Annotated in this window: 22 protein-coding genes, 1 pseudogene and 1 riboswitch; of the genes and pseudogenes, 11 read left to right on the forward strand and 12 right to left on the reverse strand. The window is 68.4% G+C overall.

All coding sequences use genetic code 11. The features are described from left to right. Positions 1–9: 9 nt before the first annotated feature. The 5 genes from ACK8HH_RS10110 (at position 10) to ACK8HH_RS10130 (ending at position 6,916) form a co-directional block, all read left to right on the forward strand. The gene (locus ACK8HH_RS10110; protein ID WP_006895069.1) at positions 10–1,398 is read left to right on the forward strand and encodes a hemolysin family protein; all 1,389 of its coding nucleotides are present in this window, start codon (positions 10–12) and stop codon (positions 1,396–1,398) included. Then, positions 1,391–2,467, forward strand: coding sequence for a hemolysin family protein (locus ACK8HH_RS10115; protein ID WP_006895070.1), 1,077 nt, complete (start codon positions 1,391–1,393; stop codon positions 2,465–2,467). Before ACK8HH_RS10110 ends, ACK8HH_RS10115 begins: the two co-directional genes overlap by 8 nt. Then, a complete protein-coding gene (locus tag ACK8HH_RS10120) occupies positions 2,467–3,339 on the forward strand; it encodes a hypothetical protein (RefSeq protein ID WP_006895071.1) in 873 nt (290 codons plus the stop codon). The genes ACK8HH_RS10115 and ACK8HH_RS10120 overlap by 1 nt, the downstream gene beginning before the upstream one ends. Positions 3,340–3,451: 112 nt before the next feature. Beyond that, the gene (locus ACK8HH_RS10125) at positions 3,452–5,617 is read left to right on the forward strand and encodes a malate synthase G (RefSeq protein ID WP_222111436.1); all 2,166 of its coding nucleotides are present in this window, start codon (positions 3,452–3,454) and stop codon (positions 5,615–5,617) included. 120 nt (positions 5,618–5,737) lie between these two features. Beyond that, positions 5,738–6,916 (forward strand): hypothetical protein, encoded by a 1,179-nt coding sequence (locus ACK8HH_RS10130; protein WP_412475155.1) that lies wholly within the window; start codon positions 5,738–5,740, stop codon positions 6,914–6,916. A gap of 22 nt (positions 6,917–6,938) precedes the next feature. Here ACK8HH_RS10130 and ACK8HH_RS10135 read toward each other — a convergent pair whose 3' ends face one another. The 9 genes from ACK8HH_RS10135 to secA2 form a co-directional block, all read right to left on the reverse strand. Continuing rightward, positions 6,939–7,574, reverse strand: a complete 636-nt coding sequence (locus ACK8HH_RS10135; protein ID WP_412475156.1) for a dihydrofolate reductase family protein — start codon at positions 7,572–7,574, stop codon at positions 6,939–6,941. Positions 7,575–7,602: 28 nt separating this feature from the next. Beyond that, positions 7,603–10,476: an aminomethyl-transferring glycine dehydrogenase gene (gene gcvP, locus ACK8HH_RS10140; RefSeq protein ID WP_412475157.1), complete on the reverse strand. Its 2,874-nt coding sequence runs from the start codon at positions 10,474–10,476 to the stop codon at positions 7,603–7,605. A 159-nt stretch (positions 10,477–10,635) separates the two neighbouring features. After that, positions 10,636–10,736: riboswitch (glycine riboswitch) on the reverse strand. Between the two features lie 79 nt (positions 10,737–10,815). After that, entirely contained in the window at positions 10,816–11,448 is a 633-nt protein-coding gene (locus tag ACK8HH_RS10145) for a MerR family transcriptional regulator (RefSeq protein ID WP_156479450.1), read from the reverse strand. 274 nt (positions 11,449–11,722) lie between these two features. Then, a complete protein-coding gene (locus ACK8HH_RS10150) occupies positions 11,723–12,238 on the reverse strand; it encodes a bifunctional nuclease family protein (RefSeq protein ID WP_006895077.1) in 516 nt (171 codons plus the stop codon). A 46-nt stretch (positions 12,239–12,284) separates the two neighbouring features. After that, positions 12,285–12,962: a MerR family transcriptional regulator gene (locus ACK8HH_RS10155; protein WP_039866887.1), complete on the reverse strand. Its 678-nt coding sequence runs from the start codon at positions 12,960–12,962 to the stop codon at positions 12,285–12,287. Between the two features lie 41 nt (positions 12,963–13,003). Beyond that, positions 13,004–13,465, reverse strand: coding sequence for a glycogen accumulation regulator GarA (garA, locus tag ACK8HH_RS10160; RefSeq protein WP_006895079.1), 462 nt, complete (start codon positions 13,463–13,465; stop codon positions 13,004–13,006). A gap of 327 nt (positions 13,466–13,792) precedes the next feature. Next, a complete protein-coding gene (gene gcvH, locus ACK8HH_RS10165; protein WP_006895080.1) occupies positions 13,793–14,197 on the reverse strand; it encodes a glycine cleavage system protein GcvH in 405 nt (134 codons plus the stop codon). 141 nt (positions 14,198–14,338) lie between these two features. Further along, on the reverse strand, positions 14,339–14,965 hold the full coding sequence (locus ACK8HH_RS10170) for a CDP-alcohol phosphatidyltransferase family protein (protein ID WP_039866852.1): 627 nt from the start codon (positions 14,963–14,965) through the stop codon (positions 14,339–14,341). Then, a complete protein-coding gene (gene secA2 / locus ACK8HH_RS10175) occupies positions 14,962–17,256 on the reverse strand; it encodes an accessory Sec system translocase SecA2 (RefSeq protein ID WP_062367699.1) in 2,295 nt (764 codons plus the stop codon). Before secA2 ends, ACK8HH_RS10170 begins: the two co-directional genes overlap by 4 nt. A gap of 106 nt (positions 17,257–17,362) precedes the next feature. Between secA2 and ACK8HH_RS10180 the strand changes: the two genes are divergently transcribed. The 4 genes from ACK8HH_RS10180 to ACK8HH_RS10195 are packed head-to-tail and all read left to right on the forward strand — an operon-like array spanning position 17,363 to position 20,566. Next, a complete protein-coding gene (locus ACK8HH_RS10180; RefSeq protein ID WP_412475158.1) occupies positions 17,363–18,169 on the forward strand; it encodes an META domain-containing protein in 807 nt (268 codons plus the stop codon). A 45-nt stretch (positions 18,170–18,214) separates the two neighbouring features. Then, the gene (gene ppk2, locus ACK8HH_RS10185) at positions 18,215–19,045 is read left to right on the forward strand and encodes a polyphosphate kinase 2 (RefSeq protein ID WP_006895084.1); all 831 of its coding nucleotides are present in this window, start codon (positions 18,215–18,217) and stop codon (positions 19,043–19,045) included. A 7-nt stretch (positions 19,046–19,052) separates the two neighbouring features. Next, positions 19,053–20,240, forward strand: coding sequence for a polysaccharide pyruvyl transferase family protein (locus tag ACK8HH_RS10190; protein ID WP_412475159.1), 1,188 nt, complete (start codon positions 19,053–19,055; stop codon positions 20,238–20,240). Positions 20,241–20,269: 29 nt separating this feature from the next. Beyond that, positions 20,270–20,566 (forward strand): DUF503 domain-containing protein, encoded by a 297-nt coding sequence (locus tag ACK8HH_RS10195; protein WP_045537865.1) that lies wholly within the window; start codon positions 20,270–20,272, stop codon positions 20,564–20,566. A 43-nt stretch (positions 20,567–20,609) separates the two neighbouring features. Here the strand turns inward: ACK8HH_RS10195 and ACK8HH_RS10200 are convergent. Both ACK8HH_RS10200 and ACK8HH_RS10205 read right to left on the reverse strand, forming a co-directional pair. After that, a pseudogene (locus ACK8HH_RS10200) lies at positions 20,610–20,894 on the reverse strand (VOC family protein); the annotation flags it as partial. A 6-nt stretch (positions 20,895–20,900) separates the two neighbouring features. Next, on the reverse strand, positions 20,901–23,306 hold the full coding sequence (locus ACK8HH_RS10205) for a Tex family protein (protein WP_062367697.1): 2,406 nt from the start codon (positions 23,304–23,306) through the stop codon (positions 20,901–20,903). Positions 23,307–23,361: 55 nt separating this feature from the next. On the opposite strand from ACK8HH_RS10205, the gene ACK8HH_RS10210 reads away from it, so the two are divergent. Then, positions 23,362–23,697 carry a hypothetical protein gene (locus ACK8HH_RS10210; RefSeq protein ID WP_006895089.1) on the forward strand — a complete coding sequence of 112 codons (336 nt, stop codon included), beginning with the start codon at positions 23,362–23,364 and terminating at the stop codon, positions 23,695–23,697. Positions 23,698–23,704: 7 nt separating this feature from the next. Here ACK8HH_RS10210 and ACK8HH_RS10215 read toward each other — a convergent pair whose 3' ends face one another. Then, positions 23,705–25,018, reverse strand: a complete 1,314-nt coding sequence (locus ACK8HH_RS10215; RefSeq protein ID WP_006895091.1) for an MFS transporter — start codon at positions 25,016–25,018, stop codon at positions 23,705–23,707. A 92-nt stretch (positions 25,019–25,110) separates the two neighbouring features. Between ACK8HH_RS10215 and ACK8HH_RS10220 the strand changes: the two genes are divergently transcribed. Further along, positions 25,111–26,130 (forward strand): zinc-dependent alcohol dehydrogenase family protein, encoded by a 1,020-nt coding sequence (locus tag ACK8HH_RS10220; protein ID WP_346076507.1) that lies wholly within the window; start codon positions 25,111–25,113, stop codon positions 26,128–26,130. Positions 26,131–26,132: the final 2 nt, after the last annotated feature.

The raw sequence follows: 26,132 nt of genomic DNA on the forward strand, positions 1-26,132 counted from the left end.
CCCGCGCCGGTGAACGTATTCGTCATCATCGCGAGTCTGGCCGGATTCATCGCGCTGACGCTGGGCACGGCGCTGTTCGTCGCCGGAGAGTTCTCGCTGACCGCGCTCGAACGGTCCACCATCGCGGGCGACGTCGCGCGTCGCGGCGATCGCCGTGCGCGAGCCGTCGACCGAGCGCACCGATCCCTCTCCTTCCAGTTGTCGGGCGCCCAGCTGGGCATCACGATCACAACGCTGATCACCGGTTACATCGCCGAACCGGTGCTGGCGACCCTGTTCGCGCCCGTGCTGGAGGCGATGAGGATTCCGGACGGAGTCGCCGACGGCATCTCCCTGGCGCTGGCCCTGATCATCGCCACCTCGCTCTCGATGGTCCTCGGTGAGCTGATACCGAAGAACCTCGCGATCACCAAGCCGCTGGCGGTCGCGCGCGCCACCGCCACTCCCCTCGCGATGTTCTCCTCGTTCTTCCGGCCGGCGATCAACGGCCTCAACGGCTCGGCGAACGCACTGGTGCGGCGCCTGGGCATCGAGCCCACCGAAGAACTCGGGTCGGCGCGGTCGGCTGCCGAACTCGCCGCGCTGGTGCGCAACTCCGCGCTGCGCGGGGCCCTCGACCCCGACACCGCGACTCTCGTCGACCGGTCGCTGCGTTTCGGCGATCTCACGGCCGCGGACCTGATGACTCCCCGCGTGCGGATCGAATCGCTCGAACCCAACGACTCGGTGCGCGATCTGATCGCCGCCGCTTCCCGGACCGGCCACTCCCGGTTCCTGATCGCCGAAGGCGGCGACCTCGACAACCTCGTCGGCGTCGTCCACATCAAGCAGGCCTTCACCCTGCCGCCGCAGAGCCTCGCGACCACGTCGCTGCGGTCGCTGGCACGCCCGATCACCCGGGTCCCGGACAGCCTCGACGGCGACTCGCTGATGGATCGCATCTCGTCGAACGGCCTCGAGGTCTGCGTGGTCATCGACGAGTACGGCGGCACCGCGGGCCTGGTGACGTCGGAGGACATCGTCGAGGAGATCCTCGGCGACGTCACCGACGAGCACGACGTCGAGGAGTCGGACGTGACTCCGGTCGGCAACGGCTTCCGCTGCTCCGGGCTGCTGCGGCTCGACGAACTGCAGAGCGGCACCGGCTACCGCGCACCCGAGGGGTCGTACGAGACGCTCGGCGGACTGGTGATGTTCTGCCTCGGCCGCATTCCGCGCACCGGCGACATCGTCGACCTTCCGCAGCGCGAGTCGGCCGGCGAGAACTTCCTCGACGAACCCGAACCCCGATGGCGCGCGACCGTGGTGCAGATGGATCAGCGCCGCGTCGACAAGGTGTGGATGACGATCATCGACGGCAGTGCCGAGCCCGGCGGGACGGAGGCGTCCCGTGGGTGACTGGTGGGGAATCCTGCTGACGGTGGTGCTCCTGGCCGCCAACGCCTTCTTCGTCGCCGGCGAGTTCTCGCTCATCGCGGCGCGGCGGGACCGGCTCGTCGCCCTCGAGGAATCGGGAAAGAAGCGTGCCCGCACGGTGATCGAGGCCTCCGAGCATCTGTCGCTGATGCTCGCGGGCTCGCAGCTCGGAATCACGATCTGTTCGATCCTGCTCGGTCGGGTCGCCGAACCGGCCATCGCCCATCTGATCAGCGCACCGCTGGATCTGATGCGCGTGCCGAGTCAGCTGCTGCACCCGATCGCCTTCGCGATCGGTCTGGCGATCGTGGTGATCCTGCACATCCTGCTGGGTGAGATGGTGCCGAAGAACATCGCGCTCGCCGGCCCCGAGACCGTGGCGATGCTGGTGGTTCCGGTGCACCTGGTCTTCATGCGCGTCGCACGGCCGCTGATCTGGTTCTACAACGCGTTGGCGAACATCTCGCTCAGGGCGATGCGCGTCGAGCCCAAGGACGAGTTGGCGACCACGGTCAACGAGGCCGAGCTGGCCGACATGATCGGCGAGTCCCGGGAGCTCGGTCTGCTCGACGCCGACGAGCACGAGCGGCTCACCCGCGCACTGACGACCGTCGAACGGACGGTGGCCGAACTGATGATCCCGCTGAGCACGGTGCGCAGCGTGCGCGTTCAGCTCGACGCATCGACGGGCGGACTCGGTCCCACACTCGGTTCAGTCGAGCGTGCGGTGCGCGAGACGGGTTACTCCCGCTTCCCCGTCCGCGGGTTGGACGGCTCGTTCATCGGCTACCTGCACATCAAGGACGTGCTCGACGACATCCTCGATCCGGCCGTCGGCCCGGAGTCGATCATCGGTGTGGACCAGATCCGGCCGCTGCCGAAGATCGGTTCGGCGACACCGCTGGACGAAGCCACCGTCGTGCTCCGCCGCACCAGCGCCCACCTCGGGGCGGTCGTCGACACGGCGGGCACGATCATCGGGGTCATCGCACTCGCCGACCTCGCGGAGGCCTTCGTCGGCGACCTCCGCGACTCCACGCACCGCATCTGATGCAGCGGCAGGAGACGCTGTCGCGCCCGGAGTGGCAGTCCCGGGCCGACGCCCACCGGGAGCGCGTCGAGACCCTCATCGGTCCGTATCTGCGGATGCGGAACGAAGGACGCAAGCACCCGGTCATCGACTTCCTGTTCACCTACTACTCGGCCCGCCCCGGTCAGGTGCTGCGCTGGCATCCCGGCTACGGTGTGCGGCTGGCCCAGGCCCACCGCTACTCCGGTCTGCGTGGCTACCGCGTCGATGTCGACGGCACCGCAGAGGTGACGCGCGAACATCTCGAGTCCCGGGTCCGGCTGCTCACCGACACCGTCCGCATCACGCGGGCGACGGCGAACCGCGCACCGCGCCTCGGTTGTCTCGGCCTGCACGAGTGGGCGATGGTGTATCGCGCCGACGAGACCCGTCACGAACTGCCGCTCCGGCTCGGCGCGCGCGGCACCGACGCCGTGGTCGAGGAGAGCACACTCGCGTGCACGCACTTCGACGCCTTCCGGTTCTTCACCGCGGACGCGGTCGGGCGCAACGCCACCGCCCTGAGTCGAGCCGGAGCCGTCGACAACGAGCAGCCGGGCTGCCTGCACGCGACGATGGACCTGTACCGCTACTGTCTGCGCCTCACGCCACTGCTCCCGGCGGACCTGCTGGCCGACTGCTTCGAGCTGGCCCTGGACGCGCGGGAACTCGACATGCGAGCCAGTCCGTACGACCTCACCTCGTACGGCTACGCACCGGTGGCCATCGAGACGCCCGAGGGGCGGGCCCGGTACGTCCGCGAGCAGGCGGCTATCGCGCGGCGCGGGCAGGAACTCCGTGAGGCCCTCATCACAACCTGCGACAGCCTTCTCGAATCGGTCGGCCTCGGATAAATACTCGCTGGTAACCCCTTGTAACATGAATGATTGTGGGCGGGCCGCTTCCGGAGTCATCCGGCACGCAGCCGACGTTCCCGCAGTACGCACTCGCAAAGGAAAGGTTGCCATGACCGAACGCGTCACCGTCAACGGATTGCAGGTCGCCGAAGTCCTCTACGACTTCGTCAACAACGAAGCGCTTCCCGGCACGGGTGTAGACGCCGAGAAGTTCTGGGCGGGCGCTGCGGCCGTGATCAACGACCTCGCTCCCCGCAACCGCGAGCTGCTCGCCGTCCGCGACGACCTGCAGGCCAAGATCGACGCCTGGCACCGCGACCACCAGGACTTCGACTTCGACGAGTACAAGGCCTTCCTGACCGAGATCGGCTACCTCGTCCCGGTGCCCGAGGACTTCCAGATCACCACGGAGAACGTCGACGAGGAGATCGCGAACATCCCCGGACCGCAGCTGGTGGTGCCGATTCTCAACGCCCGTTTCGCCCTCAACGCGTCCAACGCGCGCTGGGGCTCGCTGTACGACGCTCTCTACGGCACCGACGCGATCCCGGAGACCGGCGGTGCCGAGAAGGGTTCGTCCTACAACAAGGTCCGCGGTGACAAGGTCATCGCGTTCGCCAAGGCCTTCCTCGACAAGGCCGTGCCGCTGGAGCAGGGCAGCCACGCCGACGTGACCTCGTACACCGTCGTCGACGGCAAGGTCGTCGCCGCGATCGGAGACGCCACCACCACCTTCGCCGACCCGAACGCGTTCGCCGGCTACACCGGCGACGCCGCAGCGCCGTCGGGCATCCTCCTGCGCCACCACGGTCTGCACGTCGAGATCCAGATCGATCCGGAGTCGCCGATCGGCGCCACCGACGCCGCCGGCGTCAAGGACGTCGCCGTCGAATCCGCCGTCACGACGATCATGGACTTCGAGGACTCGGTCGCCGCGGTCGACGCCGACGACAAGGTGCTCGGCTACCACAACTGGCTCGGCCTCAACAAGGGCGACCTGGCCGAAGAAGTCAACAAGGGCGGTAAGACCTTCACCCGCACGCTGAACCCGAACCGGGTCTACACCGCGCCCGACGGCACCGGCGAGGTGGAACTGCACGGTCGTTCGCTGCTCTTCGTCCGCAACGTGGGCCATCTGATGACCAACCCCGCCATCCTCGACGCCGACGGCAACGAGGTCCCCGAGGGCATCATGGATGCGCTGATCACCTCGGCGATCGGCATCCACGGTATGAGCGCCGAAGGTCTGCAGAACTCCCGCACCGGCTCGATCTACATCGTGAAGCCGAAGATGCACGGTCCCGACGAGGTCGCCTTCACCAGTGAACTGTTCGGCCGCGTCGAGGACGTCCTCGGCCTGCCGCGCAACACCCTCAAGGTCGGCATCATGGACGAGGAACGCCGCACGTCGGTGAACCTCAAGGCGTCGATCAAGGCGGCCTCCGAGCGCGTGGTGTTCATCAACACCGGTTTCCTCGACCGCACCGGCGACGAGATCCACACCTCGATGGAGGCCGGCCCGTTCGTCCGCAAGGCCGAGATCAAGGGCCAGACCTGGTTCAACGCGTACGAGGACTCGAACGTCGACACCGGTCTGCACGCGGGTCTGCAGCACAAGGCGCAGATCGGCAAGGGCATGTGGGCGATGCCGGATCTGATGGCCGACATGCTGGAGCAGAAGATCGGTCACCCCAACGCCGGTGCCAACACCGCGTGGGTGCCGTCGCCGACCGCCGCCACCCTGCACGCGCTCCACTACCACGAGGTCGACGTCTTCGAGCGTCAGGACGACATCGCCAAGCGCGAACCGGCGTCTGTGGACGACATCCTGACCATCCCGCTGGCGAAGAGCACCGACTGGAGCGAGGAGGAGAAGCGCGAGGAACTCGACAACAACGCGCAGTCGATCCTCGGCTACGTGGTCCGGTGGATCGACCAGGGCGTCGGCTGCTCGAAGGTGCCGGACATCCACGACGTCGCGCTGATGGAGGACCGCGCAACGCTGCGCATCTCCAGCCAGCTGCTCGCCAACTGGCTCCGTCACGGCATCGTCACCGAGGACGAGGTCGTCGCCGCGCTCGAGCGGATGGCACCGGTGGTCGACCGGCAGAACGCCGGCGATCCCGCCTACCGTCCGATGGCACCGAACTTCGACGGCAACATCGCCTTCCAGGCCGCCAAGGACCTGATCCTCAAGGGCGCGACGCAGCCGAGCGGGTACACCGAACCGCTGCTGCACGCCGCGCGCCGCGAGTACAAGGCAGCCAACGCCTGATATACACGGAAGGTGCAGACCACCGAGCCCGGACCGGATTCTCGGTCCGGGCTCGGTGCATCGGCCCGCTGGACGCGCATCGGCCTGGCATGACACGAATCGCCGGAGGAAGGACGATCAGTGGCGAAGCACAATTCGGGTGGACGCAGTCGGACTTACATCAGCCGACCGCTGCTGGCATTCGTCCTCGCGATCATTCTGATCGCGGGCATCGTCACGGCGTGGCGTCAACTCGGCGATCGAATCGACGACGAACAGCCGGTGGCGGCCGGTGAGTGCCTCGAGGGACCGGCGAAGATCTCCGTTCTGGCCGATCCCGCGATCGCACCGGGTCTGCAGAGGATCGCGCAGGACTACAACAACACCGAGCCGGTGGTCCGCGACCACTGCATCACCGTGGACGTGCGACCCGCCGACGCCCGCGCGACTCTCGAGGGTCTGACCGCCCAGAAGTGGGACGCGCAGACCTACGGTGATTTCCCCGCCGCCTGGGTGCCCGAGTCGTCCATCTGGTCCGCGGCCCTGCAGACCGCGAAGCCCGACGTGCTCCAGGGCAACCCGGAATCGCTCGTGTCGTCGCCGGTCCGGCTGGCGATGGAGCCCGAGATCGCGAAGGCCGCCGACGGCCGCATCGGGTGGTCCGACCTGCCCGCGCAGACCCGCGCCAATTCCCTCTCCGCGTACGGCAGATCGTCGTGGGGCTCGATGCGCATCGCGATGCCCACCGGCCCGCAGTCGGCCGCGACCGCACTGGGAGCCCAAGCAGTCGCGGCCGCGACCGTCCCGACCCAGAAGCCGCTCACTCTCCGACAGGCGCAGTCACCCGAGGTGGTCGCTGCGCTCGATCAGCTCATGTCGGCTCCGCCGAAAGTCGGGGACGGCTCCATCGACGCCGCCGTCGACTCGATCGCCGGGACCGGCGATCCCTCCGATGCGCCGGTCCGCGCCGTGTCGGTGACCGAGCAGCACCTCTACATGCTCACCAAGGACGACAAGACCGCCCGGGTCGCGGTGGTCGCGCCGAAGGGCCCGACTCCGTCGGCCGACTATCCGGTGGTGAAACTGTCGGGCCAGTCGGTTCCGGCGCACGTCAGCGACGCCGTCTCTCAGTTCTTCACCTTCGCGCGCAAACCGGCCCAGATGCAGATCCTGACCAAGGCGGGTTTCCGCGGTGCCGGGCCGCTGCCTGCACCGACGCCGACCGTGACCTTCGGCCCGATCGCCGACCCGATGCCGCTCCCCGAGCCCGCGGCCGCGGTCGCGATCAGCAAGGTGGTCTACCTGGCGGCGGCGCCGTAACAGCGGGACCGGCGCGAAGGGCCTACCGCTTCCGATTCCAGAACTGGTGTATGAGGCCGCTGCCGGTGGTCACCGACTCGACGTCGAAGCGGTCCTGGAGTTCGGCACAGCTGTCCCAGATCGAGACGCCCGAACCGATCACCACCGGGACGACGACCAGATGTATGAAATCGACCAGGTCGGCGTGCAGGAACTCGCGGACGGACGTGGGTCCGCCACCGAGGCGGACATCGCCGCCGGCGAGTCCGCGCGCGTACTCGAGCGCCTGCGGCGCCGGGGCGTCCACGAAGTGGAAGACGGTGCCGTTCGCGAACTCGATCGGCGGGCGCTCGTGATGCGTCAACACCACCACGGGTGTGCGGAACGGAGGCTCGTCGCCCCACCACCCGCGCCAGCCGTCGTCGGCCCACGGTCCGGTCTGCGGACCGAACTTGCGGCGTCCCATTATCTCGACGCCGATCCCCTGACTCCACGCACTGGTGAACACGTGATCGGCGCGAACCGGCTCGGCGATCGCGTCCACACCCCAGATCACCCGGCCGTCGAAGTGGTCGAACAACCGGGCCGCCTCGCCGATCGGCGCATCGTACGTGACGGTTCCGCCCGCACTGAAACCGTCGAGCGAGACGTTGAGGTTGTGGACACGGACTTTGGACATCGCGAGCCTCCTGTCGGTGCCCGCGAGCCTACTCGCTGAAGGCCTCGATCGGAGGGCAGCTGCAGACGAGGTTCCGGTCGCCGAAGGCTCCGTCGATCCGGCGGACGGCCGGCCACACCTTGGCGCGCGCTCCGGACGACGGGAGACCGTTCGGGTACACGGCGGTGAGCCGGTCGTATCCGTGATTCCACTCGCCCACCAGGCATTCGGCGGTGTGCGGCGCGCCGGCGAGCGGATTGTCCTCGACCGACCAGGTGCCGTCGGCGACCTTGTCGATCTCGCCGCGGATGGCGATCATCGCGTCGATGAAGGCGTCGAGTTCGGCGAGATTCTCGCTCTCAGTAGGCTCCACCATCAGGGTTCCGGCGACGGGGAAGCTCATCGTGGGCGCGTGGAAGCCGTAGTCGGCGAGTCGCTTGGCGACGTCGTCGACCGAGACTCCACTGTCCTTGGTCAGTTCACGCAGGTCCAGGATGCACTCGTGAGCCACCCAGCCGCCCTCTCCGGTGTAGAGCACCGGGTAGTGGTCGCGCAGGCGACGCGCGATGTAGTTGGCGGAGGCGATCGCGGTCAGCGTGGCGGTCCGCAGTCCCTGGGCACCCATCATGGCGATGTACGCGTAGGTGATCGGCAGGATCGACGCCGAACCGTACGGCGCCGCCGAGATCGCGACGCCGGTCTGCGGAAGTTCGGAGGCCAGCGGGCTGCTCGGCAGGAACGGCGCCAGATGCTCGCGCACCGCGACCGGTCCGACGCCCGGGCCGCCGCCGCCGTGCGGAATGCAGAACGTCTTGTGCAGATTCAGATGCGAGACGTCGCCCCCGAACCGGCCCGGCCGGGCCAGGCCGACGAGCGCGTTGAGATTGGCGCCGTCCACGTACACCTGGCCGCCGGCCTCGTGCACCGCGTCGCAAATGTCGGTGACCTCGTGCTCGAACACGCCGTGGGTGGACGGGTAGGTGATCATGATGCCCGCCAACTCGTCGCGGTGCTTCTCGATCTTCGCGCGCAGATCGTCGATGTCGACGTCCCCGGTGTCACGGCTGGCCACCACCACCACGCGCAGCCCGGCCATGACGGCCGACGCCGCATTGGTTCCGTGAGCACTGGAGGGGATGAGGCAGACGTCGCGTGCGTCGTCGCCGCGCGAGAGATGGTAACGGCGAATCGCGAGCAGACCCGCGTACTCGCCCTGCGAGCCGGCATTGGGCTGCAGGCTCACGCGGTCGTAACCGGTGACGGCCACCAGCCAGTTCTCCAGCCGAGCGATCAGCTCGCGGATGCCCTCGCTGTCGGAGAGCGGGGCGAACGGGTGCAGGCCGCCGATCTCCGGCCAGGTGATCGGCTCCATCTCGGTGGTCGCGTTCAGCTTCATCGTGCACGAGCCCAGGGGGATCATGCTGCGGTCGAGAGCGATGTCCTTGTCGGAGAGCATCCGCAGGTAGCGCAGCATCGCGGTCTCGGTCCGGTGCAGGTGGAAGGCCGGATGCGTCAGATATTCGCTGCTGCGGTTCGCGATCGGGGCACTGAACTGCGTCGCCGCGGCACCCGCGGCGCCGAAGGCGTCCAGGACGGCATCGATGTCGGCGGCGGTGGTGGTCTCATCGCACGCGACGCCCACGCGGTCGGCGTCGATCAACCGCAGGTTGATGCCGTGGCGCGACTTGGCCGCGTCGACGATCTCCGCGGCCCTGCCGTCGGCCCGCACGGTGAGGGTGTCGAAGAACGAGGCGTGCTCCACACCGAATCCACCGCCCGCGAGGCGATCGGCGAGGTCTGCGGCGTGCCCGTGCACCCGCTCGGCGATCGCCTTGAGCCCGGACGGGCCGTGGTAGGAGGCGTACATCGCGGCGATGATGGCGAGCAGCACCTGCGCCGTGCAGATGTTGCTGGTCGCCTTCTCGCGTCGGATGTGCTGCTCGCGGGTCTGAAGTGCCAGGCGGTACGCGAGGTTGCCGTCCGCGTCCTTGGAGACGCCGACGAGGCGCCCCGGAAGCTGACGAGTGCGTTTGGTGTGCACCGCCAGGTAGCCGGCGTGCGGTCCACCGAAGCCCATCGGGACACCGAAGCGCTGTGTGGTGCCGAAGCACGCATCCGCGCCGAGCTCTCCCGGAGGGGTGATGAGAGTGGCGGCCAGCAGGTCGACGCCTGCGGCGATCAGCGCACCTCGCGCATGCGCCGCCTCGATGACCGGGCCGAGATCGGTGATCCGGCCGCTCGCACCGGGCGTCTGCACGATGACTCCGAAGAACTCGCCCTCGGGAAGCCCCGCGTCCGGCGCCGACCCATCGAGCTCGGCTTCGACCACCTCGATGCCTAGCGGCGTCGCACGGGTCTCGATCACCGCACGCGTCTGCGGGAAGAGGTCGGAGTCGACGACCACGCGGTTCGACTTCGACTTACCGGCGCGGCGCAGCAGCGTCATCGCCTCGGCGGCCGCGGTCGCCTCATCCAGCATTGAGGCGTTCGCCACCTCCATGCCGGTCAGATCGCACACCATGGTCTGGAAGTTGAGCAGCGCTTCGAGCCGACCCTGGCTGATCTCCGGCTGGTACGGGGTGTAGGCGGTGTACCACGCCGGGTTCTCCAGGATGTTGCGCTTGATGACTCCGGGCGTGTGTGTGTCGTAGTAACCGAGACCGATCATCGATCGGGCGACCACATTGCGATTCGCGAGTTCGCGCATCGCCGCGGTCGCCTGCGCCTCCGGCAGCGGAGCGGGCAGGGCGTCCAGTCCCGGAGCGAATCCGTTCGTGTCCGCGCCGTCGGCGATCGACGCGGGAACCACCTTCGCGGCGATCTCGTCCAGGGATCCGACGCCGAGGACGTCGAGGATGACAGCCAGTTCGTCGGCGTCGGGGCCGAGGTGACGCTGGGAGAACTCAGAAGCGGGGGTCGACAAGAGGGCACCTTGATCTTCTCGGTCCGGCCGCGCCGGACTGGTCCCTCCCCCTCTGTCATGCCGCACGAACGCAGCGCCTGAGAGATTCGGCAGCGGCGGACCGATGCCTTTCACCGTGGGCGGGCGGGTGCGCGCACCCGCCACTTTCCAGAGACGTCGTCAGCAGCCACGGTCCCGGGTGCCTGAGAGTTTGACGGAGAGGTGTTGCTCCTTCGGCGGTTGCCCGGATGTCCCGGACGACGCTCTCCCGCAGCGTAGCGACGCACCGACAGGGTACCAAGAGTCGGGCGCGAATCACGGTCCGGCGTGTGGACCGTCACGCGGGACTGCCGACGTGGCCTATCCGGTGCGCCGGGTGCGGTTCTTGCGACGGGCCGCCAACTCGTCTTCGGGCGACGATTCGCTGACACCGTCGTCGGCACGCTCCCCCGGGAAGTCCGCGATGGTTCCGGTGAGTTCGCGCATGGCGCCCGACACGGCGATGCCGAACACGCCCTGTCCGCCCTGGAGGAGGTCGACGACCTCTTCGGCGGAGGTGCACTCGTAGACCGTGGTGCCGTCCGAGAACAGGGTGATCCGGGCGAGGTCCTCGACGCCGCGCTTACGAAGGTGGTCGACCGCCACTCGGATGTTCTGCAGCGAGATGCCGGTGTCGAGCAGCCGCTTCACGATCTTGAGAACGAGGATGTCTTTGAAGGAGTAGAGACGCTGGCTTCCCGAGCCGGCCGCGCCCCGGATCGACGGCACCACGAGCGAGGTGCGAGCCCAGTAGTCGAGCTGTCGGTAGGTGATCCCCGCGATCTGGCAGGCGCTCGGCACGCGGTAACCGACCAACTCGTCGGGCACCGTGTCGTTGGGGAACAATCCCGGAGCGATGTCATCCAGGCCGCCTTGTACCGGCATCGCACTCACCGATTCCGCATCGGCGGACGGGTGGTCGCCGGACTGCAGATCTGACGGATGATCGCCCACGGTAGCTCCCTTACACAAGACTCGGGCCGGCGGAACTCTCGTATCGAGCGTACTCCCGACCGCTGACAAAGTGTTCGTCAACGCTCACGGTGACGATGCTGGGATAAAACTATGGACTCCGCGGCACGCAATCAACGCGACTCGCGGTAAACCTCAACCTAAACTTCAGGTGTAGACAAACGGTGATGACGAAGAGACGGATTCGTTACCGTGTCGGGCGGCGCGCCGCCCCGGAATCCGACGTCGCATCGGGTTCGGCGACGAGCCCGTAGGGTCAGGACCCCGACTCGGGACCGAGGAAGTCCTCGGGCGAGACCTGGTCGAGGAACTCGCGAAACGCCTCCACCTCGTCCTCGCTCGCACCATCCGCGGCCTCCGCGGAGGGCTCGCCGTCCTCGTCGGGCATCAGCATCCCGGCGTCGTCGAGGACGTCGTCGGCGGCGATGATCGGCGCACCGCAACGCATGGCGACCGCGATCGCATCCGACGGACGGGCCTCGACGACCACCTCGCCGTCGAAGACCATCTCTGCGTAGAAGGTGCCCTCCTGCATGTCGACGATCCGAACCTGCTGAAGGGAACGGCCGAAGGCCTCACAGAGATTGACCACGAGATCGTGAGTGAGCGGGCGGGGCGGCTCCACGCCCCGCTGCTGCAGCGCGATGGAGGCGGCCTCGCTCTGGCCGATCCAGATCGGCAGATACCTGGCGCCGCTCACCTCGCGCAGCAGCAGGACCGGTTGGTTCTGTGGAGGCTCCACTCGGATACCCACGACACGCATCTCACCCATGGTCTCGCCTCCTGATCTCTTGAAATACAGGTTACGCGGCTACCGGTCAGTCGAGGGCGCCGCGAACGGCGGCCTTGACCAACTGCGTATGCAGCGTCACCGACAGTGCCGCCATCTCACGGACCAGTTCCTCGGCACGGTCGCGCGCACCGGTGCCCTTGCCCTTCGCGATGGGGCCGGCGATCTGTGCGACCAACCCGGCCTCGCGGTCGGCACTGACCTTGAACGCACGCAGGTGGCGCGTCTCGAGCCCGAAGTTGGCCAGCGCCGCAGCAGCCTCCACCAGGCGCACGGCGTCTTCGTCGAAGAAGCCGCCGGGGCCCGCAGAGAGGAGTCCATTGCGCACGAGCTCGGAGATGAACGCCGAGTCGACGCCGGTCCGTTCGATGAGCGTCTCCCGATCCACCCGGCCGCCGCGCGAGCTGAAATCAGTCGCCGGGGCCACCGCACTGCGCGCCGACGACAGCAGTCGCGGGCCCGCGCCGCCGGCGGCCGCGTCGATCTCGTCGAGCTGCTCGCGGATCACCTTCAACGGCAGATACCGATCACGCTGAGCGGTGAGCACGAACCGCAGCCGCTCGCAGTCCTGATCGCTGAATCGGCGATAACCGGACGGCGCACGATCGGGAGTCACCAGACCCTCGGTTTCGAGGAACCGAATCTTCGAGATCGTGACGTCGGGGAACTCTTCTCGCAGCACCGCGAGCACAGCACCGATCGACATCGTGCGGTCGCTCGCGGCGGACGCGCGCGCAGCAGACGAGGTCACGACTGCGTGGCACCTGCCTCACCGGCGCGCGGGCCGGACAGGAACACCAGACGGAACTTGCCGATCTGCACTTCGTCCCCGCTCGTGAGGGTCGCGGTGTCGACCGGCTCGCGGTTGACGTAGGTGCCGTTCAGGCTGCCCACATCGACCACCTGGAAGTCGTCGCCGTTGCTCCGGAACTCGGCGTGCCTGCGGCTCACCGTCACGTCATCGAGGAAGATGTCGCTGTCGGGGTGACGGCCGGCCGACGTGGTCGGCTGGTCGAGCAGGAACCGCGACCCTGCGTTCGGTCCCCGCTTCACGACCAGCAGCGCCGTTCCCGGCGACAGCCGCTCGACACCGGTATCGGCCGGCTCGTTCGACGCCGCGGGGGCGTCTACTTCCTTGATGAAGTCCTCGCGGAAGACCGAAGTCGTCTCCACGGGCGCTTCAAAGCCGTTGTCGTTACCGCTCACCACATCTCCTTCATCGTCAACGCACCCCGCCGTGACTCAAGACTCGCGACGCCCCCTGGTGGGGCATGCCGCAGGTCAGCCGAGGTACCTGCGCGAACTCCAATTGTCCGGGGGTACCGCACCTTTGGGCTCACTCGCTGTTACACATGCATCGGACCATCTCGTCGTTGAGATGTGCGTCTGCGAGGCAGGAACCTTCTTAAGTGAACCTACCGTCTTTGTCCGAACGCCGCCCGGGGTCGGGGACGTTTGGCGTACTGGAAATCATATCGACCCGGTCCGCGGTGCGGGCACGAGTCGCCTCCGGAAAGCCCGGTCGTCAGCTGGCGGTCAGCCGCTGATAACCGCCCGGTAGCCTTCCGCGTCGAGCAGACCGGCGAGAATCTGGTCCAGGTCGGCGTCGTCGCCGACCGTGATCTCGACCAGCCAGCCGTCCTCGTACGGGGACGAATTGACCAGCTCGGGAGCACCGTCGAGAGCCTCGTTGGCAGCGGCGACGGTACCGTCGAGCGGACCGAAGATGTCCGAGACGCTCTTGGTCGATTCGACCTCGGCGAACGACTCGCCCGTCTCGACGTCCGAGTCCACCTCCGGAAGCTGAACGAAGACCACGTCGCCGAGCGCGTCCTGCGCGAAATCGGTGATCCCCACTCGGACGGTCTTGTCACCGACCTTGCGGATCCACTCGTGCTCGTCGGTGTAACGCAGCTCTGCGGGGATCTTGGTGTCGCTCACGTTGCGGCCTCTCTCAGGAACTGTCGGAAGACTTGGACTCACCCTCGCCCGCCGCTCCGTTGCGGCCGCGAGGCGCTCCATGACTTTATCGTGACGAGCCGCCGGATCGCGCATCAGCCCGACCGAGCGAGCGATGCGTGATCAGCCTGTGACCGACCTGGGCGGCATCGTCCGCACCACGGCGACGGTCTGAATCCAGTACAGGACCAGCGACCACAGATACAGGCCGACGCCCCAGATCAGGAAGGCCCAGCCGATCGGATGGCACACCGTGCCCACCACACCGTCGATCTGACCGGCGAGAAGCCACGGGAAGGCGCTCATCAGCGCGAAGGTGGCGGCCTTGCCGACGTAGAGGGTCGGCAGGGCCGTCACGCCCCTCGATTTGAGCAGCGGCGCCGTGGCGAAGAGCAGCAGATCGCGGCCGACGATCAGTCCGATGAGCCACCAGGGAACGAAGTCGCGGATACCGAAGCAGATCGGGATCACGATCACGTACAGGCGATCGGCCGCCGGATCGAGCAGCGCGCCGAGCTTAGACGACTGTCCGAGCCAGCGCGCGAGCTTCCCGTCGAGCCAGTCGGTGAGGCCCGAGACGAAGAGCACCGCGAAAGCCCAGGCGGCCGACTCCTCCACGAGCAGCAGCCAGATGAAGACCGGGATCAGGAGCAGACGCAGCACGCTGAGCGCATTGGGCACCGTCCACACGGCGTCACTCCGTTCGGCTCGCGGTGCCTCGCGCGAGTCCTGCGGCCGCGGCCGAGTCATCGGAAGATGCCGACGATGCCCTGAATCGCCTGCGCACCGGCGGATGCGAAGTGATTCTCGTGAACCAGGTAGGTCCACGTCATCGTCGAGCGATGCAGTCCTTCCAAGCCGAGGTCGACGCCGTCGGCGGTGATGCGGGCGTCCACGAAGGTCTTGCGCGCCGCCTCCATCGCCTCGTCGGCGAGCTTGGCGAACTCGGCGAAGATCAGCTTGTGGAACTCCTCGAGCGGGCTCTGCGCGCCCAATGCCCGCAGGTGGATGCTGGCCTGCACGTCAGCGATGTACGCGAGGTGATCGGCCCAGGCGCGGTCGAGGTGGTACAGCACGATCTGCCGCGCGGCCTCCGCCAGGACCTCGTCGTCGACGTCCGCCGACAGGCTCTCGTACCGCTCGGGCTCGGACTCCTTGAGGTCGGTCAGGGCTTGATCGGTGGTCAGTACCGCCATCCGCCGCCGGACGATCGCGTTGCGCTGCTCGTTGACCTGCTTGTTGTACTCCCACGTGTTGCTGTGGAGTTGCAGCATCGCGCCTTCGGCGATCTTCTGGGCGTTCTCGACGCTCTCGACTCCCTTGGCTCCCATCGACCCGTCCGAGGAGATCGGCTGCTGCTCACGCTGGTGCGTGAGGTTCTTGGTGACGAGCGGATCCTCCAGGCTCGAGAAGAAGACCGATCGGCCGGGATCGCCCTGCCGCCCCGCACGGCCGCGCAGCTGGTTGTCGAGCCGCTCGGTGTCGTAGCGTCCGGTGCCGACCACGCAGAGTCCGCCGAGCTCGATCACCTCCTCGCGGGCGGCCTCGTCACCGCTGGAGCCGCCGAGCCGGATGTCGGTGCCGCGGCCGGCCATCTGCGTGGAGACCGTGACGGCTGATCTACGGCCCGCCTCGGCGATGATCGCCGCCTCTTCGGCGTCGTTCTTCGCATTGAGCACCACCGACGGAACTCCCGCCCGCTCCAGGAAGTACGCGAGCTCCTCCGACTGCGCCACGTCGTGCGTGCCGATCAGGATCGGCTGTCCGGTCGCGTGGATCTCGGAGACGAACTCGACGACCGCCTCCACCTTGTGCGCCTTGGTGTCGTAGACGCGATCGGGCTCGTCGACGCGGATGTTGGGGGCGTTCGGCGGAATCTGCGATACATGCAGATCGTAGAACTGCCGGAACTGCTCACCCGCCGCGATCGCCGTGCCGGTCATGCCCGCGACGCGCGGGTACCGGCCGATCAGCGCCTGAACGGTGATCGTGTCGATCACCTCGCCCGCCTGGGTGGGGTTGAGGCCCTCCTTGTACTCAACCGCGGCCTGGACACCGTCCGGCCAGCGCTGCAGCCGCGCCACTCGGCCGCGGGAGGCGTTGATCAGATGCACGCCGCCGTCGCGCACGATGTAATCGACGTCGCGTTCGAGCAGGTAGTAGGCGTAGAGCGCGACGTTCACGTGCACCAACGTGCTCGAGACATGTTCCTCGTCGTAGAGGTTGATGCCGCCAAGCGTGGACTCGACGAACTGGGCGCCCTCCTCGGTCAGCGAGACGTTCTTACCGTCCTGGTCGAGTTCGTAGTGCTTCGACTTGAGGTGGGACACCACCTCGTGGATCGCCTTGTTCGGGATCTCCGCGTCGGTCGAGCCGGCGAGGATGAGCGGAACCAGTGCCTCGTCGACCAGCACCGAATCGGCCTCGTCGACGATCACCACGTCTGGTTCGGGTGCGACGAGTTCGTCCGCGTGCAGCGCGAGGTGGTCGCGCAGGACGTCGAACCCGATCTCGTTGACCGAGGCGTAGGTGACGTCGGCGTCGTACGCCGCCTGCCGCTCCTCGCGGGTGGAGTGCTCGTTGATCGAGGCGACCGAGATCCCGAAGACGTCGTACAGCGGCTTCATCCACTTCGCGTCACGATCGGCGAGATAGTCGTTGACCGAGACCACGTGCACCTGATGACCGTCGAGCGCGTAGCCGATCGCCGCGATGGCGCCCGCGAGGGTCTTGCCCTCGCCGGTCGCCATCTCGACGACGTCGCCCTCGAGCATGCGCAGCGCACCCTGCAACTGCACGTCGAAGGGCTTCATGTCGAGCTTGCGGTCGCCGGCTTCGCGCACCAGCGCCAGGAACTTCGCGCGGTCGCCGACCACCGACATGTCGAGTTCGGCTGCGGCGCCCGCGAACTCACCGTCCCCGAGCCCCGCGGCCCACTCGTCGTGTTCAGCGGACTCCTCGATCATCGTCAGCGACTGCGACTGGTTGCGAGAGGTCTGCGCACCCAGCATGCGCCACATCGCGTTGGTGAGTCTTCCCACGTGCTTCCTGTTCCTCGAACTCCGGACTGCAGAGACCTCGGTGCGCGTCGCGACGCCGGGGTCGATCGTGATCTACCGTACGCGGCGCTGCGCTACCGTGGCGCACATGATCATCGGACGCCGGACGCGTTGGCGGGTGCTGGCAGCTATGGGCGCGATCGTCGCCGGTACGTCGAGTCTGGCGGGCTGCGGGGACCGTTCGTCCACGCCCGACGCCGACCCCGCAGAGCTGGTCGGGAAGACGTATCTGTCCACGGAGGTCCAGGGCCCGCAGATTCCGGGCGGAGGACCGCTGCTGCTCGCCTTCGGCAAGGGCACCATCAGTGCGAACGCCGGATGCAACGGGCACGGCGGCGCCGTCGCGTTCACCGGCGGCGTGCTCACGACCGGGAATCTGGTCGGCACGATGATGGCGTGTCCGCCGCCACGCGACGGCGCCGACCGATGGGTCACGGACCTGTTCGGCTCACCCCTGTCGTGGCATCTGGACGGTACGACGCTCACTCTGCAACGCGGCGATCGGAAGGTGATGCTCGCCGAACGGCGCGAGCGTCCCGTCGTCGGCACCCGATGGCGGGTCAGCGCGCTCGTCACCGACGCCGCGGTCTCGACCTCTGCCGCACTCGAGAACAGCAAGCCGTACTTCGAGATCGCGGGCGACGGCGCGTTCGCGGGCAGCACGGGCTGCAACAGGATGACCGGGCGGGCGCGCGTCGACGGAGACCGGATCCACCTGTCGCCGATCGCGACCACCCGCCGGGCGTGCGATCCGGAGACCGCGGACGTCGAGCGCACGGTGCTCGCAGCGCTCCGGGACGAGGTGATCGTGGAGGTCGACGGCGACGAGATGCGGCTGACCAACGCGGCGAACCGTGCCGTCGGGCTGCGGCTGACGGCGTCGGGCATCGCGTAGCGCGTCCTGTCGGCGGTCCGCGGCCGCGGCCCCTACACTGCGTCTATGCCGAAGAAGAGCGGGCGGCCGCCCAAGCTGCCGAAGGACATCTACGAGGCCGAGCTGTTCCGCCTGCAGACCGAACTCGTGACCCTGCAGGAGTGGGTGCGGGCCACCGGAGCCCGCGTGGTGGTGGTCTTCGAGGGCCGGGACGCCGCAGGCAAGGGCGGAGCGATCAAACGCATCAGCGAGTACCTGAGCCCGCGGATCTGCCGGGTGGCGGCGCTGCCCGCACCCACCGATCGGGAACGGGGACAGTGGTACTACCAGCGATACGTCGCACATCTGCCCGCACCCGGTGAGATCGTCCTCTTCGACCGCTCCTGGTACAACCGGGCCGGTGTCGAGAAGGTGATGGGCTTCTGCACGCCCGAAGAGCACACCCGGTTCCTCCGGCAGACACCGATCTTCGAGCAGATGCTCATCGACGACGGGATCATCCTCCGCAAGTACTGGTTCTCGGTGTCGAATGAGGAACAGCTCCGCCGATTCCGCGCCCGCCGCGACGATCCGGTGCGCCAGTGGAAGCTGAGTCCGATGGATCTCGAGTCGGTGTACCGCTGGGAGGAGTACTCCCGGGCCAAGGACGAGATGATGGTGCACACCGACACCTCGAGCAGTCCGTGGTATGTGGTCGAGTCCGACCAGAAGCGCAACGCCCGGCTCAATATGATCTCCCACCTGCTCTCCACCATCGACTACGAACCCGTCCAGCGGGCGGAGGTGAAGCTGCCCAAGAAGCCGATCGAGTCGGGCAACTATCATCGGCCGCCGCGGTCGTTGTCGAAGTTCGTGCCCGATCACGTGGCCGCTCTCATCGGCGACCGGGAGTCCTGATTCCGCCGTGTCCGTCCTGAACCTCCTCGCGTCCCGGCTGCCGGTCGGAGCGCGCGAGGTGGTGTACCTGGTGAGCGTCGCCGGCTTTCCCAATCTCGGCGACGAACTCATCGCCGAGGCCTGGCTCCGGCATCTGGCGGCGCGGCGACCGGCCGCGGTGGTCGTGGTCGATTCGCCTCGGCCCGGGCAGGCGGCGCTGCTGCTCCAGCACGCCAATCCCGCCGCCGTGTTCGTCGACACGCTGTGGCGCCGGGTCTTCGCACCGGGCGACGGCCACCGCTCCGATCCGGTCGACGACCTGCATCGGTCCGCCGGCTCCGATCCCGGGGCCCGACTGCTGCTGCGGGCGGGGACCGTCCACATCGTCGGCGGCGGCTTCCTCAACGGCCTGTGGTCGCATCACCTCGCGCTGGTCTCCGCCGTCGCCGCGGTGACGCGGTCCACCGGCGGACGGGCGGTGGCCAGCGGTGCCGGTCTGACACCGGGTTTCGCAGGTCCCGACGCCGAGGATTTCCGCGCTGCCATCGACGGCTTCGACGTCTTCGACGTTCGCGACGCGCCCAGCGCGGAGTACCTCGGGCCGGTCCGCGGTGCATCGTTCACCGGCGACGACGCGTGGCTGTCGGCCGCGGTGGCCCGCCCCGAACCCGGCCCGCCGGAAGAGGCGGGCGTGGTGGTGTGCGCACAGGGCGATCTGACCGACGACTTCTCGTGGCGCGGTGACCGCGGCGTGACCGCTGTAGCGCGATTCATCGAGGCGACGCTCGACGAATGGGCTGTCGCCGGCCCCGAGGTGGTGATCGCCGAGTGCAATCCCGGCATCGACGCGGTGGTCGCGAACCGCCTGGGCGCCCGGCTCGATGGCGCCGAGCGGCTGTCGTTCCAGCAGGTCTGGGCGTCGGGGCTGCCCACGGGCCGGGGACGAACGTGGGTGTCGACTCGTTTCCACCCGCACCTGATCGCGGCTTCGGCCGGAGATTCGGGCGTCGCGGTGATCGCCAAGCCCGACTACTACGGCACCAAGCACGCCTCGCTGTCGGAGGCCGGTTCGGCGTGGACCGTCGTCGGTCCGGACTGCGACGTTCCCCCGCGGCCCTGCGCCGGCGGCTTCTCCCCCGCCGCCGTGGCCACGAATCGGTCTCGCAAGGCCGCGCTGGCGCACCGGCTGTACCCGCCGGGAACCGGCTTGCGCTGATCGGAAGATGCCGTAGAGTCGGCAACCCTATGTGGATAGGTTCTCTCGAATTCGATTTCCTGCTCGGCGACGTTCACTCGTTGAAGGGCAAACGCTCCGTCATCCGGCCGTTGATCGCCGAGATCCGCCGGCGGTACGACGTCTCGGTGGCCGAGGTGGATCATCGAGACGTCCACCGGCGGACCCTCATCGGGGTCGCGGCGGTCAGCGGCGACGCCGCGCACGTCACCGAGGTGCTCGACGCCGTCGAACGGTTCGGCGCCGCCCGGCCCGAGGTGGAACTCCTGTCGGTCCGTCGCCGGATGGTCTCGACCGACGACCTGTGAACCGTCCGTCCGGTGACGCTGTGGGCCGGTGACCCGGTCGCGTTCAGTCCGATGCGACGCAGAATTGATTGCCGTCCGGATCGGCCAGCGTGGTCCAGGCGAACCCGTCGCCCATGCTGCGCTCCGCCACCAGGGTCGCACCGGCGGCGATGAGACGCTCCACCTCCGCGGTCCTGTCGTCGGCACGCAGATCGAGGTGGATCCGGTTCTTGCCGGGGGTGGGGTCGGCGACCTTCTGGAAGGCGATCATCGGTCGGCCCGCCCCCAGCGCAACCGTCACGAACCAGCCCTCGTTCTCCTCCGCGATCTCGCCGCCGAGCGCCTCCGCCGCTGGTCAGCGGCCGAATCCCGCATCGCGCAGCGCCTGCGCCATCGATCCGCCGGCCGGCCGGTCGTCCCGCCGGGAACCGCCCCGGCCCTGACCGGCAGCGCCGCGCGGGCCGCCTCCGCGGCCCTTTCCGCCCCGGTTGTTGTCGCTGCCCCGATTGTCGTTGCCCCGGTTGTCGCCGCCCCCGCGTCTGCGACCACCGCCGCGCGGACCGGCGTCGGCCTCGTCGTTCAGTCGCAGCGACAAACCGATCCGCTGCCGGTCGACGTCCACCTCGAGCACTTTCACCTTCACGATCTGGCCCGAGCGAACCACCTCGTGCGGGTCGGAGACGTACCGGTCGGCCATCGCCGAGACGTGGACGAGTCCGTCCTGGTGCACGCCCACGTCCACGAAGGCACCGAATGCCGCGACATTCGTGACGACGCCTTCGAGCACCATGCCGGGCCGCAGATCGGACACCTTCTCGACTCCGCTCGCGAAGGTCGCGGTGGTGAACGCCGGCCGCGGGTCGCGGCCGGGCTTCTCCAGTTCGGCGAGGATGTCGGTGACGGTGGGGACACCGAACGTGTCGTCGGCGAACTCCGCGGGCTTGAGGGTGCGCAGCGTCGTGCTGTCACCGATGAGCTCGGTGAGTTCGCGACCGCTGCGGTCGAGGATCTTGCGCACCACCGGGTACGCCTCCGGATGCACGCCGGAGGCGTCCAGCGGATCGTCGCCGCCGCGGATGCGCAGGAAGCCGGCGCACTGCTCGAACGCCTTCGGACCCAGACGGGGGACGTCGAGCAGACCGGTCCGGCTTCGGAACGCACCCGTCCGGTCTCGGTGAGCCACGATTCCGGCGGCGAGTGTGGGGGTGATCCCCGAGACGCGCGAGAGCAACGGAACCGACGCGGTGTTGAGATCGACGCCGACGGCGTTCACCGCATCCTCCACGACCGCGTCGAGGCTGCGCGCGAGGTTGGTCGCCGAGACGTCGTGTTGGTACTGACCCACGCCGATCGACTTGGGATCGATCTTGACCAGCTCGGCCAGCGGATCCTGGAGGCGACGCGCGATGGAGACCGCGCCGCGGATCGAGACGTCGAGCTGCGGGAGCTCCTGGGAGGCGTACTCGGACGCAGAGTACACCGATGCGCCCGCCTCCGACACGACGGCCTTGACCGGCGGCCGGGCGCCGGACTTCTTGATGTCCGAGAGCAGCTCGCCCGCGAGCTGATCGGTCTCGCGCGAGGCCGTTCCGTTGCCGATCGCGATCAGTTCCACCCCGTGGCGCGCGATCAGCGCGGCCAGCGTGGCTTTGGCCTGATCCCATTGCTGCTGCGGCTTGTGCGGGAAGATCGCGCAGTGGTCCACCACCTTGCCGGTCGCGTCGACCACCGCCACCTTCACGCCGGTCCGGTACCCGGGATCGAGGCCGAGAGTGGTGCGCGTCCCGGCGGGAGCCGCCAGGAGCAGATCCTTGAGGTTGGTCGCGAAGACGGCGACCGCGTCGTCCTCGGCCCGGCTCCGGAGCTTCATCCGCGCGTCGATCGTCGCGGTGATCATGAGCTTGGTCCGCCACGCCCAGCGAACCGTAGCGGTGAGCCAGTCGGTGGCCGCACCCGGATGCGACTGGTCGACGCCCAGGGTCGCTGCGACCATCGCCTGGTACGGCTCGTCGTCGCCACCGTCGAAGGTCAGGCTCAGGACCTCCTCCTTCTCGCCGCGCAATACGGCGAGCACGCGGTGGGACGGCATCGCGTCGAGCGGTTCGGCGAAGTCGAAGTAGTCGCGGAACTTCTGCGCGGCGGCATCGGTCTCGGCACCGGGCCGGACCTGAGTCCGGAGCGAGCCGTCGGCCCAGAACTTCTCGCGGACCGCACCGACGAGCTCGGCGTCCTCCGAAGCGCGCTCGATCAGGATGTGGCGTGCGCCGTCGAGAGCGGCGGCGGCATCGGCGACCTGCTCGCCGATGTAGGCGGCAGCGGCGTCGGCGGGAACCAGCGACGGATCGGCGAGCAACGCCTCGGCCAGCGGCTCGAGACCGGCCTCACGCGCGATCTGCGCCTTGGTTCGACGCTTGGGCTTATACGGCAGGTAGATGTCCTCGACGCGCGCCTTCGTGTCGGCGGCCAGCAGCGATGCACGCAGTTCGTCGGTCAGCTTCCCCTGCTCGTCGATGGACGCGATGACGGCGGCCCGGCGCTCGTCGAGCTCGCGCAGATAGCGCAGTCGTTCGTCCAGCAGACGCAGCTGAGCATCGTCGAGACTGCCGGTGACCTCCTTGCGGTACCGGGCGATGAACGGGACGGTCGATCCTTCGTCCAGCAGCTTCACCGCCGCGCTGACCTGGCCTTCGCCGACGGAGAGCTCCTTGGCGATGCGGGCATTCACTGACTCGAGAGGCGCACTGTTGGTCACCGCATGCAGGCTACCGAAGGGCGGTGCCCGGGCCGCTGGCCGCCCGTGTCATAACCTGGCTGGCATGACCGAACCGACCCCGTTCGACAAGCTCGCGTTCACGTGGGAGGCGGCCTTCACCGCAGTCGACGCAGCCGAGGCGTCGCCGCGCGGAGCCGAACCCGGCGACATCGCATGGATGGAGACCATGCGTCCGCAACTGGAGAATCTGCGGCGGCGCAACGACGCGGGCGAGGACCTGGAAGCCGACTTCGACACCATGATGTGGGTGATGGCCAATACGCAGACGGCGATGCAGGTGCTGTCGCGCTATCGGACCACCCGCGAGGGCGCCGACAAACTCGCCGAGTTCGAGCGGCTGCGCGCGCAATCGCACACACTCGAGGCTCCGGACGACTGAGCGCCGCTCAGCACTCACGTTCCGGGTCCGGGGCGGCGACCGGGACCTCGGCGAACATTCCGAGCCGGCTGTCGCGCGCCAGCCCGGAGATCCCGTTCGACCGTCCGCGCTGCACGCGCACGGCTACCAGCGCCAGCACTCCGGCGATCACCGCCACCTGGATCACGCCGCCGCCGATGAGCGGCGCCCGCGGTCCGAACCATTCGGCGAGCAGACCGAGGAGCGGCGCGCCGATGGGTGTGCCGCCCATCAGCACCGTCATGTAGAGCGCCATCACCCGCCCGCGGACCTGCGGGTCGACATGCATCTGCACGTACATGTTGGTCGCGGTGAGCGACAGCAGCGCGGAGAGTCCCACGAGAGGCAGCACCAGGCCGTAGAGCAGCGGGGTCGGCAACGCACCCGACAGCACGTTGACGACCGCGAAGACCAGCGCGGCGCTGACGACGAACCGCAGTCCGGGAGACGACTTCCGCCGCGCGGCCAGCAGCGCGCCGAGCAGCGACCCCGCGCCCGAGACGGTGCCGAGCAGACCGTACATCTCGGCGTCCAGGTGGAACTCGTTGCGCACCATCAGCGCGTTCGTCATCTGGAAGTTCAGACCGAAGGTGCCGACGGCGAAACCCACGCCGAGGGCGATCAGCAGATCGGCGCGCGCGGCCACATACCGAACCCCCTCGCGCACCTGGCCCTTCGCCCGGCGCAGCGGTTCGGCCGGGACCAGTTCGTCCCTGTTCAGCAGCATCAAGGCGATCAGGAAGGCGAGATAGCTGACGCCGTTGCTGAGGATCGCCCACCCGCTGCCGAAGGCCGCGATGATGAGCCCTGCGACTCCCGGGCCGATGAGCCGCGCGGCGTTGAAGGCCGAACTGTTGAGCCCGATCGCGTTGGTGAGCCGTTCGGTTCCGACCATCTCCGAGACGAAGGCCTGGCGGGCGGGTGCGTCCAGCGCCGTACCCATCCCGAAGACGACGGCGAACACGTACACGTGCCAGGTCTGGGCCACGCCGGAGACCGCGAGGGCGCCGAGCACCAGCGCGCTCAGCGCCATCCAGCTCTGCGTGAACATCAGGAGTCTGCGCTTGTCGAAGCGGTCGGCGAGGACACCGCCGAAGGGTGAGAGGACGAGCGCCGGAACGAATTGGAGCGCCGTCGTGATGCCGACCGCCATCGCCGATCCGCCGGAGAGCTGCAGCACCAGCCAGTCCTGGGCCACCCGCTGCACCCACGTGCCGACGTTGGAGACCAGTGCGCCGGTCACATAGGTCCGGAAGTTCGGTACGGCGAGGGAGGCGAATGTCGACGACTGCCTCAGCTGCACGAACCCTCCTGGACTCCAGACTTCCGCAGTCCAACGTACGCCCTGTCCCCGCGCGTCTGCGCGGGCGATCGGTTCGCATTACCGTGGACGGCATGCGCGCAGTCATCATGCATTCGCCCGGAGACGTCAGCGTCGTCGATCGACCCGATCCCCGAATCGAACAGCCCACCGATGCGGTCATCCGTCTCGCCGCCACGTGCATCTGCGGCTCCGATCTGTGGCCCTATCGCGGTGCCAATGACGTCGACGAGGCGCCGATGGGCCACGAGTACGTCGGCTACGTCGAAGAGGTCGGGCCCGAGGTACGCACCGTGAAGGTCGGTGACTTCGTGGTGGGTTCGTTCATGGCCTCGGACAACACCTGTGAGATCTGCGAGGCCGGCTATCAGTCCCGATGCGTCAACGTCCACCCGATGGGCGGGATCGGAACCCAGGCGCAGTACGCCCGCATCCCGTGGGCGGACGGAACGCTGGTCGCGACGCCGGCGCCGCCCGACGACGACCTGATCCCCTCGTATCTCGCGGCGTCCGATGTCCTGGGCACGGGCTGGTTCGCGGCGGACGCCGCCCAGGTCCGGCCGGGCAAGACCGTCGCCGTCGTCGGCGACGGTGCGGTGGGCCTGCTCGGCGTTCTATCGGCGCGCCAGATGGGAGCTGAGCGCATCATCGCGATGAGCAGACACGCCGACCGCCAGGAACTCGCCAGGCAGTTCGGTGCCACCGACATCGTCGCCGAGCGCGGCAAGGACGGCGTCGCGGCGGTCAAGGAACTGACCGGTGGACTCGGCGCGCACTCGGTGATCGAGGCCGTCGGAACCCAGGAGTCGATGATGCAGGCGATCCGATCGACCCGCCCGGGCGGCCACGTCGGCTTCGTCGGCGTCTCGCACGGCGTGGAACTGCCCGGCGACAGGCTCTTCTACTCGGCGGTGCATCTGCACGGCGGGCCCGCACCGGTCCGCCGGTATCTGCCCGATCTGGTGCGCCGCATCGCGGCCCGAGAGATCGACCCCGGCCGCGTCTTCGATCTCTCACTGCCCCTCGAGGACGCGGCCCAGGGCTACCGCGCGATGGACCGGCGCGAAGCGATCAAGGTGATGCTCACCGTGTGAGC

Origin of the sequence: Gordonia sp. LUNF6 (genome assembly GCF_047041125.1) — a bacterium.
Lineage (GTDB): Bacteria > Actinomycetota > Actinomycetes > Mycobacteriales > Mycobacteriaceae > Gordonia > Gordonia sihwensis.